The sequence below is a fragment of the Streptomyces lincolnensis genome (genome assembly GCF_001685355.1).
Lineage (GTDB): Bacteria > Actinomycetota > Actinomycetes > Streptomycetales > Streptomycetaceae > Streptomyces > Streptomyces lincolnensis.
The window spans coordinates 34,000-51,842 of the sequence record NZ_CP016438.1; the positions used below are offsets into that span (position 1 = coordinate 34,000).

Here is a 17,843-nt window from a genome sequence, read left to right on the forward strand (position 1 = left end):
CAGGCCGCCGCACCACCGCGGTGCCGGTGACCGGTCCGCCGGTCACCGGCATCCTGCTCGACCACGCCGACCGGCATACGGTACGTGTGTCCGACACCGTTCCGCACGCAGCAACACCACCGTCCCTTGATGTAGCCGAATGTGCCGTCATCGGCGTGGCCGACGAGCTCAAGGGACAGATCCCGCGCGGCTTCGTCGTCCTCAAAGCAGGCAGCGACCGAGAACCGGGCGAGGTCGAGGCCGAACTCGTCCAGCTCGTACGGACACGCATCGGCGCCGTCGCCTCCCTCAAGGACGTCACGGTCGTGGCCGCCCTGCCCAAGACCCGCTCGGGAAAGATCCTGCGCAAGACCATGCGCGGCATCGCCGACGGCCACGACGAACCCATCCCCTCCACCGTCGACGACCCCGGCGTCATCGAAACCCTGCGCCCTGTCCTCCGCCGCGCCGATCGCACGCCGTGAACGGCTGCCCCAGGACATGAGCCACGGGGAGCACGTTCCACACCGACGGACACCGGTGCCGATCACCTCGCACGCGCTGGACAGTTTGACGACTCCGGCTGACAACCGTGCCGATCGCCCGCACCGTGCCCATGTCCACGGTGATCCGCCGCAGGAACTTCACCGTCAAGTCCAGCGAGGTGTACGCCACGCGATGGCGGGCCTCGGCGTGTGGGACCGCACGGCCAACGAGAGCGGGTGGACCGCGTTGCTCGGCGAGCGGCGCGGCGGCCCGGACGTCTCCCCGTACGCCGCCCCGGCCCGCGCGGAGGATCTGTCCGGGCTGCCCCCGGCCTTCCTCGACGTCGGCTCGGCCGAGACGTTCCACGACGAGGTCGTCACCTACGCCACCCGCCTGTGGCAGGCCGGCGGAGTCGCCGAGCTCCACGTATGGCCCGGCGGCTTCCACGGCCTCGTTCCCCGGGCAACCCTCTCCCATGCCTGCCAGACGGCCCGGATGGAGTGGCTGCGCCGACTGCTCGCGGAGTAACGGGGCAGGCTGGAGCCCGAGGGGCACGCGGCCGACGGACTCGACGGTGCGGAGTGCCGCCCCGGCTCGGCCGACTGCCGCTGCTGGTTGCTGGAATGACCGGTCGCGCTCGCCCGTGTTCGTTGCCGGTCGAGTCACCCCTACCCGCGGCTGTCATGGCAGGGATGACGTCTTGGCGTTGTGGCAGCGTGAACAGGTGGTCCGAGGGTCAGGATCCGGTGCCGTAGCGGCTGAGCATGAGGGCGACGGCTTCGTCCACGATCGCGGCGTCGGTGGGATCGGGCGGGACGAAGTCGGTCCGTACGAGTTGGGGCCACAGGAACTGGCTGCAGATCATGCCGAGGAACTGTTCGGCCACTTCGGCCGCCGACTGCGGCTGTCCGTCGGCCGAACGGAAGTCGAGTGTGCCGGCCTGTGCCTCGGCCTCCAGGTAGCCGCGGAGCCGGTCGAAGAAGGGCCCGCGGTCGATGGCGAAGCCGGTGCCGACGATGTCGGCGAGTTCCGGCATCGTCGGCAGCTCGGTGATGATGAGGCGGCACAGCGCCGCCGTACCGGGCCGCGAGACCAGGCAGGCGTAGTCACGGCCGATGTGGTCCAGACCATACCGGGGATCACCGGGAGGGGGCGGTTCGGCGTACTCCACGTCCAGCTGCCACTGTTCGGAGGTGACGGCCGCGAACAGCGCGGCCTTGGAGGGGTACCGCTTGAAGAGGGTGCCGGTGGAGACGCGGGCCTCCCTGGCGATCTGAGCCAGGGAGGTCTTGTCGTATCCCCGGGCGAGGAAGAGGTCGCGGGCGGCGCGGATAATACGCGCACGGTTCTCCTCTTTGATCTGCGCGTGATACCCGGCCTGGCACGCATCGCCACCGCTTTCCGCTCGGTCACGGTCCGCCACCGACATACCCACGCCCCTCGCCCGTCTCCGGCCGCGTCCCCGCTGTCAGAGGACGGTCTGGCCGCCGTCCAGGATAAGGTCCTGGCCCACAGCGAAGGCGGAGGCGTCGGAGGCCAGATACACGACGGCTTCCGCGACCTCCTCGGGCAGACCCATGCGCCCCAGCGGAATGCCGGCGCTGATCCCCTCCACAACCGCCGCCTGCACCGCGGGGTCCTCGATCCCAAGCTTGGCCCCTGAGTAGAGCGGGGTGTCCACGGGGCCGGGGCTGACCGCGTTGAACCGGATGCCGTGCGACCTGAGCAGGTCCGCGTTCCACGACCGCATCAGAGAGGAGACAGCCGCCTTCGTCGCGGCGTAGGCGTTGGAATGCCCGTAGCCGCCGTGCGCGCTGCTGGACGCGTTGAGGATGACCGAGGACGGGTTGGCCAGCACGGGCACCAGGGCCTGCGTGAGAAAGAAGACGCTCTTGACGTTGATGTCGAAGAGCCGGTCGAAACTGTCCTCCGTGTGATCCTCGAACGGACGCCAGTCCGAGACACCGGCGTTCAGGAACACCACGTCCAGCTCCCCGAAGTGCTCACCCACCTGCTTCGCCAGGGCGCGCTGCGCGTCGAGATCGCGGGCATCGGCCTGCACCACCGGCACCTTGTCCCCGAGGATCTGCCGCGCCCTGTCGATGCTGGCCGGGGTGACGCCCGTGACCAGCACGTCGGCGCCCTCCGCGACAAAACGCTGCGCGGTCTCCAGACCGATGCCGCTCGTGCCGCCGGTGATGAGGGCGCGCTTGCCCGCAAGACGATTCATGTTCGCTGTTCCTCGCCGAGAAGTAAGGTAAGTCGATGAACTCACCATCGGAAGGTAGCTCCCGCACCACCCTTATGGCAAGTCGATCCACTTACCATCGGTGGCCGGGGGTGGTTCTGCTGAGCCGGGAAGGTGCGAGCGAGCGGGCCACTTCCGGCGACCGAAGCTCCTGAGATCCACGCCGCGGGAGGCTGTTTTAGCGCCCCGCCGGTATGCCCAGAGCCCGATGAGCGCCGCGAGATTTGTGCGGGGCCGCCCGGGTTGGGAAGACCGCCATCTCCCGACTCCTCACCGACGGCCGCGACATGGCATTCGAGTTGCGCACGCCTTGCGCACCGGCGGCACGGATCGTCGCTGCGAGCGGGGTGAGGCCCGCCCCGCCTCGAAACCGAGCGGGATCAGGCAGCGTCGACGAATATGTCGAGCGCGAGATCACCCTCGAATCCGGCAGGGCTGTAGACGGACAGGTCGGTGACGCCTTCGTCGAGCAGGACCTCGTCGTCGATGAACAGGCTGGCGGTGCATGTGCGCGCGTCACGCGTGAGGACGGCGTACGCGGCGTCAGCCATGATCTGCGGACTACGGGCTTGTCCGGCGCCGCCGACCACGTTGCGTACGGCGGCGGTGTCGATCAGGGTTCGCGGCCACAGCGAGTTGGCGGCGATGCCGTCGGCGGCGAGTTCCTCGGCGAGCCCGATGGTGCACAGACTCATCCCGTACTTCGAGAGCGTGTAACCGAGATGCTTGCCCACCCAGTGCGGCGCGAGGTTCAACGGCGGCGAGAGCGTGAGGATGTGCGGGTTGTCCGCCGCGCGCAGGTGCGGGATCGCGGCCTTGCTCAGCAGGAACGTGCCTCGCGTGTTGATGTCCTGCATCAGGTCGTACCGCTTCATCTCCAGCTGCTCCGCCGACGACAGGTCGATCGCACTGGCGTTGTTGACCACGATGTCGATGCCGCCGAAGGCACTGACCGCAGCATTGACGGCGGTGCGTACGTCGTCCTCGTTGCGGACGTCACCGACGACGGCCAGCCCCTTGCCCCCCGTGCGCTCGATCTCCTCGACCGCGGTGTGGACCGTGCCCTCGAGCTTCGGGTGCGGTACGGCGGTCTTGGCGAGCATCACCACGTTCGCCCCGTCGCGGGCCGCGCGAAGGGCGATGGCGAGTCCGATGCCGCGGCTGCCTCCCGACATCAGGACGGTCTTGCCGGCCAGCGTTCGTGTCATGGTCGAACCTCCACAATCGATTGGCTAACTAATTATACGCACTACGAATGATACGGTCCGCGCATGACTTCCACTCCCGCACGCCAGAGCGACCGGCTCTACCACGAGCCCCTCGCCCCCAAAGAGACCCAGTCCGTACGCGCCGCCGTGCGCCGGATCGCGGAGCAAAAAGTGGCTCCGCACGCCGCGGCGATAGCGAACGGCGACGAGCGCACCGACGGCTTCCCCCGCCAGGTGTTCGACGCGCTCGCATCGGCGGGGGTCTTCCGGATCCCCTTCCCCGGCGAGGTCGGCGGCGACGGCCTGGCCCACCCGGCGACCGCCACCGCCGCGGCGATCGAGGAACTCGCCTACTACTCCAGCAGCGTCGCGGCCGTCTTCGACGTGCACTGCATCCTGGCCGGCAACGCCCTGCGGCAGGGCACCGAGGAGCAGCAGCAGCGCTGGCTGCCCAAGGTCGCGTCCGGCTCGGTGGTCGGCGCGTTCGCCACCACCGAGCCCGACGCCTCCAGCGACCTGTCTCCGCAGGCCGTTCAGACCGAGGCCGTACGCACCGAGACCGGCTGGGTGCTGAACGGCCACAAGCGGTGGATCTCCAACTCGCCCGTGGCCGCCTTCGTGGTGGTCCTCGCCCGCACCGGCGAGCGGCTGAGCATGTTCATCGTCAACACAACGCTTCCGGGCGTTCAAATCGGCCTTGCCGACCGCAAGATGGGCAACCGCGGCCAGCTCACCGCGGACATCCGCTTCACGGACGTACACCTGTCCGACGACGACCTCCTCGGCGGCACCGAGGGACACGGACTGCGCCACGCACTGTCCACACTGACCTACGGCCGGATCGGCATCGCGGCCGCCGGGGTCGGCATGGCACAGGCCGCCTTCGACCACACCGTGGCCCACCTGTCGACGCGACACGCCTTCGGCAAGCCGGTGGCCGCCAACCAGCACTGGCAGTTCCTGCTCGCCGAGCGGGCCACCGAGATCGACAACGCCCGCACCCTCGTCACCAAGGCCGCCCTGCGCCTGGACGCCGGCAACCCGTCCCCGGAACCCGAGGCCGCGATGGCGAAGTACTACGCCACCAAACTGTCGGTGGACATGGCGCGCGACGCCGTCCAGGCTTTCGGAGGCCTCGGCTTCGCCCGCGAACTCGGCGCCGACGGAAGCCCCGGCCCCGTCGAGGCGATCTACCGGGACAGCAAGATCGGCGAGATCTACGAGGGCACCAACGAGATCCAGAAGTGGGTCATCGCCCGGCAGATCTTCGGCCGGACCATCGTCGGCTGACGGCGGCGGCCCAGCCGATGCCCTGCCCTGCGAGCCCCGCTTCCCGCGCACCGGGATAGCTGCCCCGGTCCGGCCGCGCCAGGCCTTCTCGTACGATGGACCCAGACGATACGCAGGGCTAACCATAGGCGGGATAAACGATGTCCGAGGCTCCGCTGGTACCGGGGACCGTGGCCGAACACACCATCTGCCTGCTGGTCAAACTCGGACAGGTGGCCTTCAGGATCGCCGAAGACGGCATCAGCGGAACCGGCCTGCGCGTGCGCCACTACAGCGTCCTGCAGGCCCTGGCCGACAACGGCGCCATGCCGCAACTGGCGCTCGGCTCGTTCCTGCGCATCGACCCGGCGACGATGGTGACGAGCCTCGACGACCTGGAACGGGCCGGATACGCCGAGCGGACACGCGATCCGCAGGACCGACGCCGGTACGCCGTCGACATCACCGACGCCGGGCGCAAGGTCCTGGCCGACCTCAACCGCACACTCGTCGGTCTCGACAGCGAAACCCTCGCCGACCTGGGCACCACTGAACGGCACTCGCTCCACGCCCTGTTGAGCAGCCTCGCCGAGAGTCCCGCTCTCACCGCCATGTTCGATGCCGTCCGCGAGCAGAGCGGCGCGAAGAGGGCTTAACCGCAGGAGGAGATTTCCACAGTCCGGGGCGACACGCCTCGGCCGCGATGGCCGGGCCGCACGGGCAGTCAGCCGCCCCCGCCGCCGATTCGAGGCCGCTCGCCTTCGCGGTCGGCGGCGGCTGCGAGGTGGTCTGCCCGCTTACAGGTCGTCACGACGATGACGAGTTCACCGTCACGATGGTCGGCCTCATCTCCGGGATGCCTGGCCGGCATCAGCAAGGGCATCGACCGACAACTCGGCGAAGGGAACGCGCACGGACCGGTGCCATATCCGCCGGGCCCGCGCCGAGCACGACGACGCCGTGTACTCACCGTGTACGTCCATGGACGGTTCCTATCAACCGCGTGATCGGCCACCTCGGCGGTGGCCTGGTACATCCCCGTCAGCGCCCCGTCGCCACGGCGTACGCCCAGGACGGTCATCGCCGATCGCGGACCCCGTCGACTTCGCGTACTCCGGCCTCGACGGCACCGAGCCTGAGGGGCTCAAGGCGCGGGTCTGGCGGACGGCGTCGGCGTATGGCGCCCCGCCTCGGGCCGCGGTGGCCTGTCGTCAGCGTGCCGCCTCGTCCTCGATGTCGCGGACCAGGTCGATGGCCCGGCCCAGGGTGGCGAGTCGGGCGTCGAGGCTCTCGCCGGCGGGATAGAAACGAACGGTGTCGACACCGACGTCGCGCCACACGCGCAGCCGCTCGCGCACCATGTCCTCGGTTCCGATCAGCGTGGTCGCCAGCACCATCTCGTCGGTGATCAGGCCGGCCGCGCCGTCCCGGTCCCCGGCCTGCCAGCGGTCCCGTACCTCGGCCGCGACCTCGGCCCAACCCTGACGGCTGTAGGCGTTGTTGTAGAAATTCGTGGTCGCAGATCCCATGCCGCCGAGGCTGAAGGCCAGCTCCTTCTTGCGTCCGGCCACCATCGCGCGCAGCGCGTCCTCGTCGTCCGCGAAGGCGACCTCGGCGCCCTGGCAGATGTCGAGGTCGGCGCGTGTACGGCCGGCGCCCGCCAGGCCGCGGTCCAGGTGGTCGAAGTACGCCTCCTTGGCGCCTTCGGGTACGAAACTGGTGCCCAGCCAGCCGTCGGCGATCTCGCCGGTCAGGTGCAGCATCTTCGGCGAGAGGGTGGCCAGGTAGACGGGGATGTCGTGTTCGGCACGCATGGACAGGCGCATGGGTCTGGCGTCGCCGCCCGGCAGCGGGATCCGGAACTCCTGCCCGGCGTGGGTGACCTTCTCCCCCGAGGCGGCCTGTCGCACGATCTCGACGGTCTCGCGCATCCGGGTGAGCGGCCGGTCGAACGGCACGCCGTGCAGCCCCTCGATCACCTGCGGTCCGGAGGGGCCCAGCCCGAGGAGGAAGCGCCCCTGGGAGATCTGCGACAGCGTGATCGCGGCTCGGGCGATGGCCATCGGCGTGCGGGTGCCGAGCTGGATGATTCCCGAGCCGAGAAGCATGCGCTCGGTCTTCGCGGCGAGATAGCCCAACGGCGAGGGCGCCTCGGAGCCCCACGCCTCCGCCACCCAGCAGATGTCGAGACCGAGCCTCTCCGCCTCGGTGACGTAGTCGACGATCTCCCGCCAGTCGCCCCCGGAGGCTTCGATCGTGGTGGAGGTACGCATCAGACATCCGCCTCGTCCGCGGTCTGGGCGCTCTCGGCCAGCTTCTTGAATCCTTCGAGGGTGACGGTCATGTTGGCCTCGAACTCCCGCATGCGCACGAAGACGATCTTCTGCTCCTTCTCCGGCATGCGTTCGATGGCGAAGGAGAGACCCGAGGGGGCCGGCCCCATCTGCATCCATTCCCGCAGCAGCGTGCCCCCGTCCTGCGGCTCCAGGGTGAACCGCCAGATGGCTGTCGGGTGCTGCGGATCCTCGACCGCCCAGGCGAGCCTCCTCGGCGGCTCGTACTCGACGATGTGGGACGTGGTGGCCCACTCCCCGAACGCGTCGTGCTTGCTCCGGCCGACGAACCGCGCCCCGAGGGCAGGGCCGCTCCCGCCGTCCAGCCATTCCACCGACTGCAGCTCGGAACTCATGCGCGGCATCAGCTCGATGTCGGACACCAGCGTCCACACCTGAGCCGGCGCTGCGGCGATCCAGGTGTGCACCTCGACCGTCGGCTTGTCCGCATAGCGTGCGCCCGTCCACTCCATGACCTCGCAGCCTCCCTGCCCGCCAGGAACTCCCGCATGAGCTTCTGACCGGTAAAGTTGCGTAGATAGACTCACTTGTCAAGGGTGACGCGGCTTCCAGAGCGCTGCCCGATCAGCCCGCGAATCGCTCCTGCACATCCGGCCGTTCGGCCAAGTGCGGTGGGTAGCCGGGGCCCATCCGGGGGTGGGTGTTGTCCGCCGTCATGGGCTCGCCGCAGGCGGCGCACACCACCTCGGCATGAGTGTCCTGCCCGCACGCCTCGTGGCGCATCGTCACCGGCGGGCCCGCTTCGCCGGAGAGCCAGCGGTCCCCCCACCGGTTCATCACCAGCAGCACGCCATAGAAGTCGCGCCCCTTCTCGGTGAGCACGTAGTCATGGCGGACCGGCTCCGTCTGGTAGGGCCGCTTCTCCAGCAGCCCCTCCTCCACCAGCCGGCGCAGCCGGTCCGTCAGCGTGTTGCGGGCGATCCCCAGCGACTCCTGGAACGCGTCGAACCGCCGGATCCCGTAGAACGCCTCACGCAGCACCAACGGCGTCCACCAGTCCCCGAGCAGGTCCATGGTGCGCGCGATCGAACAGGGCCACTGCGCAAAGGATGTCCGTCTCATGACGGCCAGCATAGGTTCGTCCAGTCGTGAGACCCAGCAGGTGAACCTAACAACGACCGGTGCGCAGTCTCTTGTGCTCCATCAATAACGAAGTTATGTTGCCGCCATGAAACGTGACTTGCTGGGCAAGAAGCTGGTTGTCACCGGTGCGGCACGCGGCATCGGCGAGAAGGTGGCCCGCCTGGCCGCCGCCCGAGGGGCCCGGGTGACCGTGATCGGCCTCGAAGCGGATCGATTGCGGGCTCTTGCCGACGAGCTGGGTCCCGCCGCTTCGTGGCGTGAGGCCGATGTGCGCGACGGGGCCGCTCTGCGATCGGCGCTCGACGAGGCCGCGGAGGTCATGGGCGGCATCGACCTCGTGGTCGCCAATGCCGGCGTCGTGGCGTACGGGACGGTGCGGCAGACGGACGAAGCGTCGTTCGAGCGGGTCCTGGACATCAACCTGAACGGCGTGTTCCGCACCCTCAAGTACGCGACGCCGCACCTGGAGCGCAGCCGGGGCCACGTGCTGGTCGTGGCGTCCGCACTGTCGTTCATGCCGCTGGCCGCGATGGCCTCCTACGGCGCGAGCAAGGCCGGGGCCGAGCTGCTCGCCCTGACCTACCGGCAGGAGGTGGCCCACCTCGGAGTCACGGTCGGCGTGGTGCACCCCTCCTGGATCGACACGGACCTCGTGCGGGGCGCCGAGGCGGACCTGCCCTCGTTCCAGGACCTGCGCGCGCGACTCCCCTATCCGGGCAATGTCACCACGAGCTCCGACCGGGCGGCCGCCGCGATCGTCGACGGGCTGGTGCGCCGACGCGCCCGCGTGTACGTCCCGCGTGCGGTTGTCGTGGCCAACTGGGCCAAGGCTGTGCTGAATTCACCGCTGGCCTGGCCTTGGGCGAGGCGCTTCGCGGCCCGGGCGGTGCCGTCCCTCGAACGGGAGGTCGCGGCGCTGGGGAGGCAGGACCAACTCACGCCTGGCACAGATGCCCCTCCCGCGGAGACCAGGGCGTCCTAGCCGGCCGCGCACCGGGGCAGCACCCGACGACCAGGCCTCTCAGCGGCCTTGGACGATCGAGTCGTACAGGCGCGCGCCGGTCTCGTGGGAGGCCTCGGCGCGTTCCCGCTCATCTCCCAGGCCGACAGCGAAGTTCACGCCCATCGGCAGGAGGACCTGCGTCACGGCGTCGTCGAACTCGACGAAGTGCTCGGCCAGTTCGAGGGTGATGTAACCGTGCACGTAGCTCCACAGCTGGGCGGCGATGGCTTCGGGTTCCTGCCGCTCGACCCTGCCGGAGCGCAGGAGCCGTTCGCATGCCGCGGTGACATGGGCGTGGGCTTCCCGAAAGGCCGGGGAGTGCCCGCTCAGGCGGCGGTCCGTATCCGGCAGAGGCCGGTAGGTCGCCCGGGTGGACAGTCCGAACATCAGGTCGTAGAGGTGAGGGTTCTCGCGGGCCTGCCGACGGCAGGTCAGGGCCATGGCGAAGAGATCCGCGATCGGGTCCTCCGTCACCGGTACCCGGCCGAACGCTGCGCCGAGTTCCTTGAACCCGTGGTCGGCGACAGCGCTCATCAGCTCGGGGATCCCGCCGAAGTGGCTGTAGACCACCATCGTCGACAGTCCGCTCGCGGAGGCCACCGTGCGCGCCTTCACAGCCGACGGACCCTGCTCGGCCAGCAGGCCGATGGCCGCCTGCACAAGTCGTTCCGGTGCGTCTTCGAGCCTCGCCCGCCCTGCCATGTCCCGCACGCCTCCACCGTTGACACACAAGAAATAACTTGGTTATGTAATTCTTCACGGCAATAGTACACATCGCACGTGACGTGCCGCCTTCGATACACGCGTCCGCCTTCGGACACGTATCACGCGCTGGTCCAGTCTCCTGCCGCCCGTGCGGGCACAGCGTGTCGGGGCGAACCCGACCTCATCGCTGCGACACGCATCCGCGGCCGTCCCGACGCACTTTCCCACCCCCGCCATGAACTCAGCACGGGAGCAGAACTCATGCCATACAAAGACAAGGGCCGTCTGACGGTCGAAGATCGCGGGGCCGTCCTGATCGTCCGGGTCGACGGCGGCCCGCATCAGGAGTTCGGCCTCGACATCGCCCAGCAGCTGGACAGGCTGGTGGCCCGAGCCGACCGTGATCCGAACGTCCGTGCCGTCGTCTTCACCGGGGCGCATCCCGAGCGGTTCGTCAGCCATGCCGCGGTCCGGTGGCTGCAGGAGGAGGGCGCCGCGAGCCCTACGGTCGGCCGGCGCGCTGCCTCAGCCGTCGTCCGCATGGCCAAGCACGTGGACCGCTCCCGCGTCCTCGGGCCCGTGATGCGCAGAACCCCGATGCGCGGGGCTCTGCAGCTGGAACGTCTGCACAGGACCTTCCTGCGGATGAACGCCAGCGGCGTGCTCTACGTCGCCGCCCTCAACGGTTCGGCTCTCGGCCTCGGCGCGGAGTTCGCCTGGGCGTGCGATCTGCGGGTCATGGCCGACGGGGACTTCTTCATCGGCCAGCCGGAGATCCTCCTCGGCATCATCCCGGGCGGTGGCGGCACCCAGCGGCTGACCCGCCTGATCGGCACCCATCGGTCCCTGGCCGCGATCCTCGAAGGCAAGCCGTTCACACCCGCGGAAGCTCTCGCCAACGGGGCGGTGGACAAGGTCGTCGCGCAGGACAAGGTGATCGCGCAGGCGGTCGAACTCGCCGAGCACTTCGGGAAGCGGTCGAAGGGGTCGGTCGCGGCCGCCAAGAGGTCGGTGTACTTCGGCGGCTCGATGTCACTGGAGGACGGCCTGCACGTCGAACGCGCCGAGTTCTTCACCCAGGTCATGTCGAAGGAAGGCCAGAGGCTGATGCTCGACTACCAGGCCACTACCGACGCCACCGGCGAACTCCCGCTCTACACACCGGGCACCTACGCCCGGGCCCTCGCGTCGGGCAGCGTGCCGGGCCGTCGCTCGACGACCGGGCGGTGAACCGACGATGACCACTCAGCAGTCCTTCACCCGTCACGACATCACGTTCCCTTCCGGCGACAGCACCTGCGCCGGCTGGCTCTACCTCCCCACGGGCGTCACGTCTGCGCCCGTCGTCATCCTCGGGCACGGCCTCGGCGCCGTCCGCGAGATGCGCCTGGACGCCTTCGCCGAGCGCTTCGCACAGGCCGGCATCGCCGCGGTGGCCTTCACCTACCGGCACTTCGGCGACAGCGGCGGCCACCCTCGCCAGCTCCTGTCGATCAAGCGTCAGCTCACCGACTGGGACGCCGCCATCGCCTACGTCACAGCGCGCGCGGACGTCGACCGCACACGCATCGCCGTATGGGGCAGCTCGTTCGGCGGCGGCCATGCCATCACCGTCGCCTCACGCCACCCCGAACTGCGCGCGGCAGTGTCCCAGTGCCCCTTCACCGACGGTCTCGCCTCCGCGCTCGCGCTCGGCCCTGCCGCCTCGCTCAAGGTCCTCCCCGTGGTAGCCCGCGATCTGGCAGCCAGAGGCCGCGGAAAGCCGCCCGTGATGGTTCCGATCGCCGCCGCCCCCGGCACACCGGCCCTCATGAACGCCCCCGACGCCCTGCCCGGATACCAGGCGCTCCAGCCCGCGGAAACGACATTCCGCAACGAGGTGGCGGCACGCGTCATCCCGACCATCCTCACCTACCGGCCCGGACGCGCGGCCAAGAAGATCACCATCCCGATCCTCTTCTGCGTCAGCGACACCGACTCCGTCACGCCTCCCGCCCAGACCCTCCGCTACGCGCGCACCGCACCCAAGGGAGAGATCAAGAGGTACGACGCCGGCCACTTCGACTTCTACACCGGCGAGACCTTCGAAGTACTGGTGCGCGACCAGATCGAGTTCCTCACCCGCCAGCTGAACCCGGCAGCCGCCGCGTCAGCTGCGTGACCGGACCGCATCACACCCAGACAGGTACGCCCTCGCCATGAATTTCGCATCCCTGCCCGACCGCCGCGCGTCCCTCGACCCCGACGGAGCCGCGGTCTCGGACGGCCGCCAGGCCCTCACCAACGTCCAGTTGCTGCGTCGCGTCCAGGCGGCGTCACGTCACCTGCAGGACCTCGGGGTCGGCCCCGGCGACGTCGTGGCCCTCAGGCTGACCAACCGCGTCGAGTTCGTGCTCCTGCTGTTCGCCGCCTGGCGGCTCGGCGCCACCATCACGCCGGTCAATCCGAGCATGACCGACATCGAAGTCGCCCGACAGCTCACAGACTCCGGCGCACGCCTGATGGTGAGCGAGGACGGTGAGACCGCCGTGGCAGACGGGACTGCCGTCCTCGCCGTCGGCGAACTGCATGACGCAGCGGCGGAGCCGGATCAAGCACCCCTTGCGGACCCGTCCGCGCTGGCCCTGCTCATCTACACCAGCGGCACGACCGGGGTTCCCAAAGGGGTGATGCTCGACCACGCCAACATCGACGCCATGGCGGACATGGGGCGCCGGGCGCTGGAGGTCGGGCCGGCCGACCGGTGCCTGCTGATCCTGCCGCTCTTCCACGTCAACGGCATCGTGGTCAGCACCCTCATCCCGTTGCTGGCGGGCGCGAGCGTCACCATCGCCGACCGATTCCATCCCGAGACCTTCTTCGACGTCGTCGAGCGCGAGCGCCCCACCTTCCTCAGCGCCGTGCCGACGATCTACAGCATGCTCGCGGCGCTCCCGGACCAGGTCCGCCCCGACACCTCGTCCCTGCGCTTCGGAGTCTGCGGCGCCGCACCCGCCTCCGCCGAGCTGCTGACCCGGTTCGAGGCCCGCTACGGGTTTCCGCTCATCGAGGGGTACGGGCTGTCCGAGGGAACCTGCGCGTCCACCATCAATCCTGTTGCGGGCCCTCGACGCGCCGGAACCGTGGGACTGCCCTTCCCCGGCCAGGAGATCCGGATCGTCGACGCCGACGGCAGCGAGGTGCCGCCGGGCGTGGAGGGAGAGGTCGTCGTGCGGGGACCCAACGTCATGCGGGGCTATCTCGGCCGCCCGGAAGAAACAGCCAAAGTCCTCGTCGACGGCTGGCTGCGCACCGGCGACGTGGGCCGGCTCGACGCCGACGGATACCTGACCCTGGTCGGACGTTCGAAAGACATGATCATCCGGGGCGGGGAGAACATCTACCCCAAGGAGATCGAGGACGTCCTCGTCGGTGACCCATCGGTGCTCGAGGCCGCCGTGATCGGCGTCCCCGACGAGAAATGGGGAGAAGTCGTCGTCGCCTACGTCCAGCCCCGACCGGGTTCGACCATCGATCCCTCGGCACTGCAGTCCCTCTGTGCGCGCAGCCTCACCGGCTTCAAGCGCCCGACCGCGTTCTTCGTGGTGGAAGCCATCGCGAAGAACCCGGTCGGCAAGATCGACAAGGTCTCGCTGCGCGCTGCCCACACTGAGGTCTCTGCCCGGTCCTGACCTCTATTGATGGCGCTGTGGGCCCTCTCCGGCGGCTGGCCCCCAGCTCCGTGCCAGGGACCGAGTGGCAGATCCGGGGCTCCCCGGAACTTCGCGAGCTTCGCCGCGCGCCCGGCCTACCGGGGACATCCGCGAAGTTGCCCGCATGGGTGGCTCAGGCCCTTGGCTATTGGGCGGCGACGGTGAGGGCCGTCGCCGCCCGCGGCCCCGCACAGTCGCCGGGGGCTTCGCCGGCCAGAAACACACATCGCGTATGGCGACCCGGACACCGGTCTGGTCATCGCCGGACCTGCGGGCAGCAACCCCGACCGGGCCGCCCGAGCCGCTCGCCCAGAGGCATCACGGCTCTGAGGCAGCCTCCTCGGCCCGGGCGTCAACGGCACTCCATGCTCACTGTCGTTCGAGGAACTCGAGCGCTGTCTCCACCTGTGCCGGTCAGCTGCGGTCCTTCGGCCTGAACGTGGATCACCAACTCCTCGATCAGCCCGGTCATCCACCGCTTTCACCGACTGCGGGACAGTTACCCAAAAGAGGTCTCTACCCGGATTCACAGGCAGCCCAGTCCGCTTTGAGGATCTCTGCTATCAAGTCATCTTGTTCCGAGGTGAGTTGACCGGCGTTCTTTTTGGAACGCGTCTTGCAGAGCCAGGGTCCGATCATGACGCGTTCTCCGTCGACCTCAACCCATTCCCGGGCACCTGGCGGGCGGTTCCAGTGCTCGACGAAGATCCGGAGGATCTGCGCGGTCTGCTCGAAGGAACGGCGGGGCCGCTTCGCCGCGGGAGGGCTCATCCGCCTCGCAGGGGGCAGGGCGGTGGCGTTCGGGGTCAGCCGCAGGCGGGCCAGGAGGTCGCGTTGCCCGGGGTCGAGCTGGTTCCAGGTGGAGAACTGGCGGTGCAGCCAGCTTCCCACCTTCACCTCGTCGATCACCGTGTCGCGGCGCAGCGTGGCGGGGCTGTGGCCGGCTTCGATGTGGCGTCGCAGGAGGTGGTATTTGCGGTGCCAGTCGGGGCCGTGCGGGAGGGTCCAGTGGGGGTCCAGGGCCGTGAGCTGGGCGTGTCGGTCGGGGTGGAGGCGGTGGTTGCGGGCGAGGGCTCGTTGGCTGACGAGGAACTGGCCGCCGGGCTGTTGGAGAGGGATGGCGAGGTGGCCGTGCTCGGTGTGGAAGGCGGTGACGGTGGTGAGGTGGCCCTGCCAGACTGCTTCGTGGTCGTCCCAGATCATGCCGAGCGCGTCGAGTTCGGCGATCCAGTCCTCGGTGAGGATGCCTTGTCTGCGGGCGGTGCGCTGGCCGGCGATGAAGCTGCCGAGCCGGTAACCGTAGGCGTCTTCGTAGTCGGTGGGGACGCGCAGGTGGTGGTGTTCGGCGTGGAAGCGGGTCGCGGCCGCCAGCCCTGCCCGGCGTGGGGCGGAGAGGGCCGCGTTGTCGGCGGGCCAGGCGATCAGGTCCATGGCCCGGGCGATGCTGTCGGGGTCGAGGGTGAAGTCGAAGCGGAAGCGGCGGGCGAGGAGCGTGCGGGCGCCTTGCTCCAGGCGGTGTTTGGCGGTGGTGCGGGGGGCCCGGGCCGCGATGGTCTGGTCGTGGTGGCGCAGGGCCGCGGTGACGAGCCAGAGGGCTTCGTAGGGGGTGCCGAGGAGGTCGGTGGGGTCGGCGCCGTGGGGGATGTAGGCGGGGATGACGAGGCTGGCGGTCTTCGTTTCCTGGGTGGGAGGTTTACGCAGGGCGCGGCCGAGGGCTTGGACGATGCGGCGGACGCTGGCGGTGCGGTCGGCGAAGACGACGGCGTCGACGGCCGGCAGGTCGACGCCCTCCCCCAGCACCTGGGCGTTGGTCAGCACGGCGCGGTCGGCGGTGGCGAAGTCGGTCAGGATGTCGTGGCGCTGGCCGGGGTTGTGGGTGCCGTTGATCGACTGGACGACCAGGTCACCGGTCCAGGCGGGACGTTGGTCTTCGGTGAGGGTGCGCAGGGTGTGGGGGAACTGGCGGGCGAAGTCGGTGGCGTCGGCGACCTGCTGGAAGTACACGATCACGTGGTGGAGGTCGTGTTCGGTCATCGCTTTGAGTACTGCCAGGTGCAGTGCGGTGGTGCGGCGTGCGGCCGGGCCGAAGCCGGAGTGCGTGTCGAGGGTGGTGAGTACGGTGCGCAGGTGGGCGTCGGTGATCGTGGGGACGACCAGTTGGTAGTCGGCGAGGACTCCGTCCTCGATGGCGTCCGCGTGGCTGTAGGTGTGCAGGCGGGGGCCGAAGGTTTTCGTGTCCGTCATGGAGGCGACGAGGGCGGGGGTGTCCCAGGCGGGGGCGGTGGCTGCGGTGCGCTTGGGCTGGGGGCGGGTGGTGGGTGCTTCGGTCAGGCGGGGTGGATCCCATTCGTAGGGGGTGGCGGTCAGGTAGAGGCGGCGGTCGGCGCGGATGCGGTTGTGGTCGTGCAGGACGGTCCAGTCCTTGTCCCAGCTTCCTGCGGTGCGGTGTGCCTCGTCGACGATCAGGAGGTCGAAGGTGGGTGCGGGAGCGCGGGTGTGCTGGGTCTGTTCGATTCTCGGGAGGGAGTCGAGGGTGACGAAGACGGTGGCGTGCTCGTGCCGGGCCAGCCAGGTCGCCAGGAACTCCGGGTTGTTGGTGCTGTGGACGGCTGCTCCGGCCAGGACCGGGTGCTTGGCCGCAGCCAGGGAGGAGACGGCCATCATCGGTTCTGGGCGTCCGTCGTTGCGGGCTGTGCGGGCCCACTGTGAGATGAGGTCCAGGCTCGGCACGGCGATCAGCAGGTGCCGGGCATCAAGGGCTTCGGCGGTCCGTAGCGCGGTGATCGTTTTTCCAGTGCCGCAGGCCGACACCATGTGTCCGCGGGTGTGTGCGCGTGCCAGGTGACGTGCCGCGCTGTCGACGGCCCGCTGCTGGTCCGGGCGTAGTGAGAGCCGGGCGGGGCGGGTGCGGGAGACGGCGGAGATCTCAGCGATGGGCTCATCGGGGGAAGACATGGGGCAGGTCCTCAGTGCGCGATGGAGCGGTGGCCGGCGAGATCCATCGTGGCGTGTGTCCTTCGCTGAGCAGTATTGCGGGGGCAGTGGGCATGGGTCGTGTCCGTGCAACGTTAGGGGATGTCGTGGGGCTGGTCTGGAGGCTAGGCGAACAGGGCTTCCACCAGAACTGCTTGGAGCATTCCTGCTTCGAGGGCGGTCGTGATTTCGGCTGCGGAGGGGTCCCCGGTGAGGCCAGTGCACAGGACCGCGCAGGGCTCGTTCTGAAGCATCTTCCACATCGCGTCGGACAGAACGGTATTGGGGACGCGAAAAGTCTGCGTCTCTTCCTGAGTGGGGCCCTCGTAGTAGATGCCCCTGAAGGTGCGGTCCGGGGTGGCGAAGACTGCCTTCCACTTCTGGTGGGCCTCGGGGATGGTCTCTCCCTGCCAGGTCGGCCAGATAAAGCGGCTTCGATCGACGTCGGTCTCAGCCAGGTGGGTGGCGGGGCTCACCACGATCACGATCACGTCGGTGCCCAGAGTGATTTCGTTGCTGCGGTTGGTCAGGCGGTTGACCTGTACCTGTGAGGTGGGGAGCGTGACGTGGGTGAGGCCGATGTTGAAGACAGGCAGCCGGCCGGGTGAGTGGGGCGGTGTCGTCATGATGCCGGAGTACTCCTGGTTGAGGTCGTTCGGTTCTTTCGTGCTTTTGGGCTGCGGTACGTCTGGTGATGTCAGCCGAGGCTCGGGTTCCGGGTCTGTTGGACGGGTGCGGCGGGCGCTGCCGGGAGGATCCGGTGCAGCTGTTCGTGCCGGGGGCCGGAGCGGAGGGACGCCCGTGGTCCCGTGGTCTGCCGTGGCTTTGACGTCGGCGATTGGC

At 69.2% G+C, this 17,843-nt stretch carries 15 protein-coding genes and 2 pseudogenes; 8 read left to right on the top strand and 9 right to left on the bottom strand.

Annotated features, from left to right (window positions below; translation table 11 throughout):
- Positions 1–128: 128 nt before the first annotated feature.
- Positions 129–464: pseudogene (locus tag SLINC_RS47075) on the top strand (AMP-binding enzyme); the annotation flags it as partial.
- Between the two features lie 187 nt (positions 465–651).
- A pseudogene (locus SLINC_RS00160) lies at positions 652–993 on the top strand (alpha/beta hydrolase); the annotation flags it as partial.
- 208 nt (positions 994–1,201) lie between these two features.
- Here SLINC_RS00160 and SLINC_RS00165 read toward each other — a convergent pair.
- From SLINC_RS00165 to SLINC_RS00175, 3 genes are all read right to left on the bottom strand, one after another.
- Positions 1,202–1,894, bottom strand: a complete 693-nt coding sequence (locus tag SLINC_RS00165; RefSeq protein WP_067425052.1) for a TetR/AcrR family transcriptional regulator — start codon at positions 1,892–1,894, stop codon at positions 1,202–1,204.
- A 39-nt stretch (positions 1,895–1,933) separates the two neighbouring features.
- The gene (locus tag SLINC_RS00170) at positions 1,934–2,695 is read right to left on the bottom strand and encodes an SDR family oxidoreductase (RefSeq protein ID WP_067425056.1); all 762 of its coding nucleotides are present in this window, start codon (positions 2,693–2,695) and stop codon (positions 1,934–1,936) included.
- Positions 2,696–3,093: 398 nt separating this feature from the next.
- The gene (locus SLINC_RS00175) at positions 3,094–3,921 is read right to left on the bottom strand and encodes an SDR family oxidoreductase (RefSeq protein WP_067425059.1); all 828 of its coding nucleotides are present in this window, start codon (positions 3,919–3,921) and stop codon (positions 3,094–3,096) included.
- A gap of 63 nt (positions 3,922–3,984) precedes the next feature.
- Between SLINC_RS00175 and SLINC_RS00180 the strand changes: the two genes are divergently transcribed.
- Complete coding sequence (locus SLINC_RS00180) at positions 3,985–5,211, top strand: acyl-CoA dehydrogenase family protein (RefSeq protein WP_067425062.1); 1,227 nt, start codon at positions 3,985–3,987, stop codon at positions 5,209–5,211.
- 140 nt (positions 5,212–5,351) lie between these two features.
- Positions 5,352–5,846, top strand: coding sequence for a MarR family winged helix-turn-helix transcriptional regulator (locus SLINC_RS00185; RefSeq protein ID WP_067425065.1), 495 nt, complete (start codon positions 5,352–5,354; stop codon positions 5,844–5,846).
- Between the two features lie 555 nt (positions 5,847–6,401).
- Here SLINC_RS00185 and SLINC_RS00190 read toward each other — a convergent pair.
- From SLINC_RS00190 to SLINC_RS00200, 3 genes are all read right to left on the bottom strand, one after another.
- On the bottom strand, positions 6,402–7,463 hold the full coding sequence (locus SLINC_RS00190) for an LLM class flavin-dependent oxidoreductase (RefSeq protein WP_067425068.1): 1,062 nt from the start codon (positions 7,461–7,463) through the stop codon (positions 6,402–6,404).
- Positions 7,463–7,996: an SRPBCC family protein gene (locus SLINC_RS00195; protein WP_067425071.1), complete on the bottom strand. Its 534-nt coding sequence runs from the start codon at positions 7,994–7,996 to the stop codon at positions 7,463–7,465. Before SLINC_RS00195 ends, SLINC_RS00190 begins: the two co-directional genes overlap by 1 nt.
- A gap of 112 nt (positions 7,997–8,108) precedes the next feature.
- On the bottom strand, positions 8,109–8,606 hold the full coding sequence (locus SLINC_RS00200; RefSeq protein ID WP_067444686.1) for a winged helix-turn-helix transcriptional regulator: 498 nt from the start codon (positions 8,604–8,606) through the stop codon (positions 8,109–8,111).
- Positions 8,607–8,712: 106 nt separating this feature from the next.
- Here SLINC_RS00200 and SLINC_RS00205 point away from each other — a divergent pair, with 106 nt between their 5' ends.
- Positions 8,713–9,609, top strand: coding sequence for a short-chain dehydrogenase/reductase (locus tag SLINC_RS00205; protein ID WP_067425074.1), 897 nt, complete (start codon positions 8,713–8,715; stop codon positions 9,607–9,609).
- Between the two features lie 39 nt (positions 9,610–9,648).
- Here the strand turns inward: SLINC_RS00205 and SLINC_RS00210 are convergent, their stop codons facing one another.
- The gene (locus SLINC_RS00210) at positions 9,649–10,332 is read right to left on the bottom strand and encodes a TetR/AcrR family transcriptional regulator (protein ID WP_067425077.1); all 684 of its coding nucleotides are present in this window, start codon (positions 10,330–10,332) and stop codon (positions 9,649–9,651) included.
- Between the two features lie 264 nt (positions 10,333–10,596).
- On the opposite strand from SLINC_RS00210, the gene SLINC_RS48995 reads away from it, so the two are divergent.
- Genes SLINC_RS48995 through SLINC_RS00225 form a run of 3 tightly spaced genes read left to right on the top strand, consistent with a single transcriptional unit; the run spans position 10,597 to position 14,006 of the window.
- The gene (locus SLINC_RS48995; RefSeq protein ID WP_067425080.1) at positions 10,597–11,565 is read left to right on the top strand and encodes an enoyl-CoA hydratase/isomerase family protein; all 969 of its coding nucleotides are present in this window, start codon (positions 10,597–10,599) and stop codon (positions 11,563–11,565) included.
- 7 nt (positions 11,566–11,572) lie between these two features.
- Positions 11,573–12,496 carry an alpha/beta hydrolase gene (locus tag SLINC_RS00220; protein WP_067425083.1) on the top strand — a complete coding sequence of 308 codons (924 nt, stop codon included), beginning with the start codon at positions 11,573–11,575 and terminating at the stop codon, positions 12,494–12,496.
- Positions 12,497–12,533: 37 nt separating this feature from the next.
- Entirely contained in the window at positions 12,534–14,006 is a 1,473-nt protein-coding gene (locus SLINC_RS00225; protein ID WP_067425086.1) for a class I adenylate-forming enzyme family protein, read from the top strand.
- A 537-nt stretch (positions 14,007–14,543) separates the two neighbouring features.
- Here SLINC_RS00225 and SLINC_RS00230 read toward each other — a convergent pair.
- The gene (locus SLINC_RS00230) at positions 14,544–16,982 is read right to left on the bottom strand and encodes a DEAD/DEAH box helicase (protein ID WP_067425088.1); all 2,439 of its coding nucleotides are present in this window, start codon (positions 16,980–16,982) and stop codon (positions 14,544–14,546) included.
- Between the two features lie 143 nt (positions 16,983–17,125).
- Positions 17,126–17,626: a hypothetical protein gene (locus SLINC_RS00235; protein WP_067425091.1), complete on the bottom strand. Its 501-nt coding sequence runs from the start codon at positions 17,624–17,626 to the stop codon at positions 17,126–17,128.
- Between the last annotated feature and the right edge of the window lie 217 nt (positions 17,627–17,843).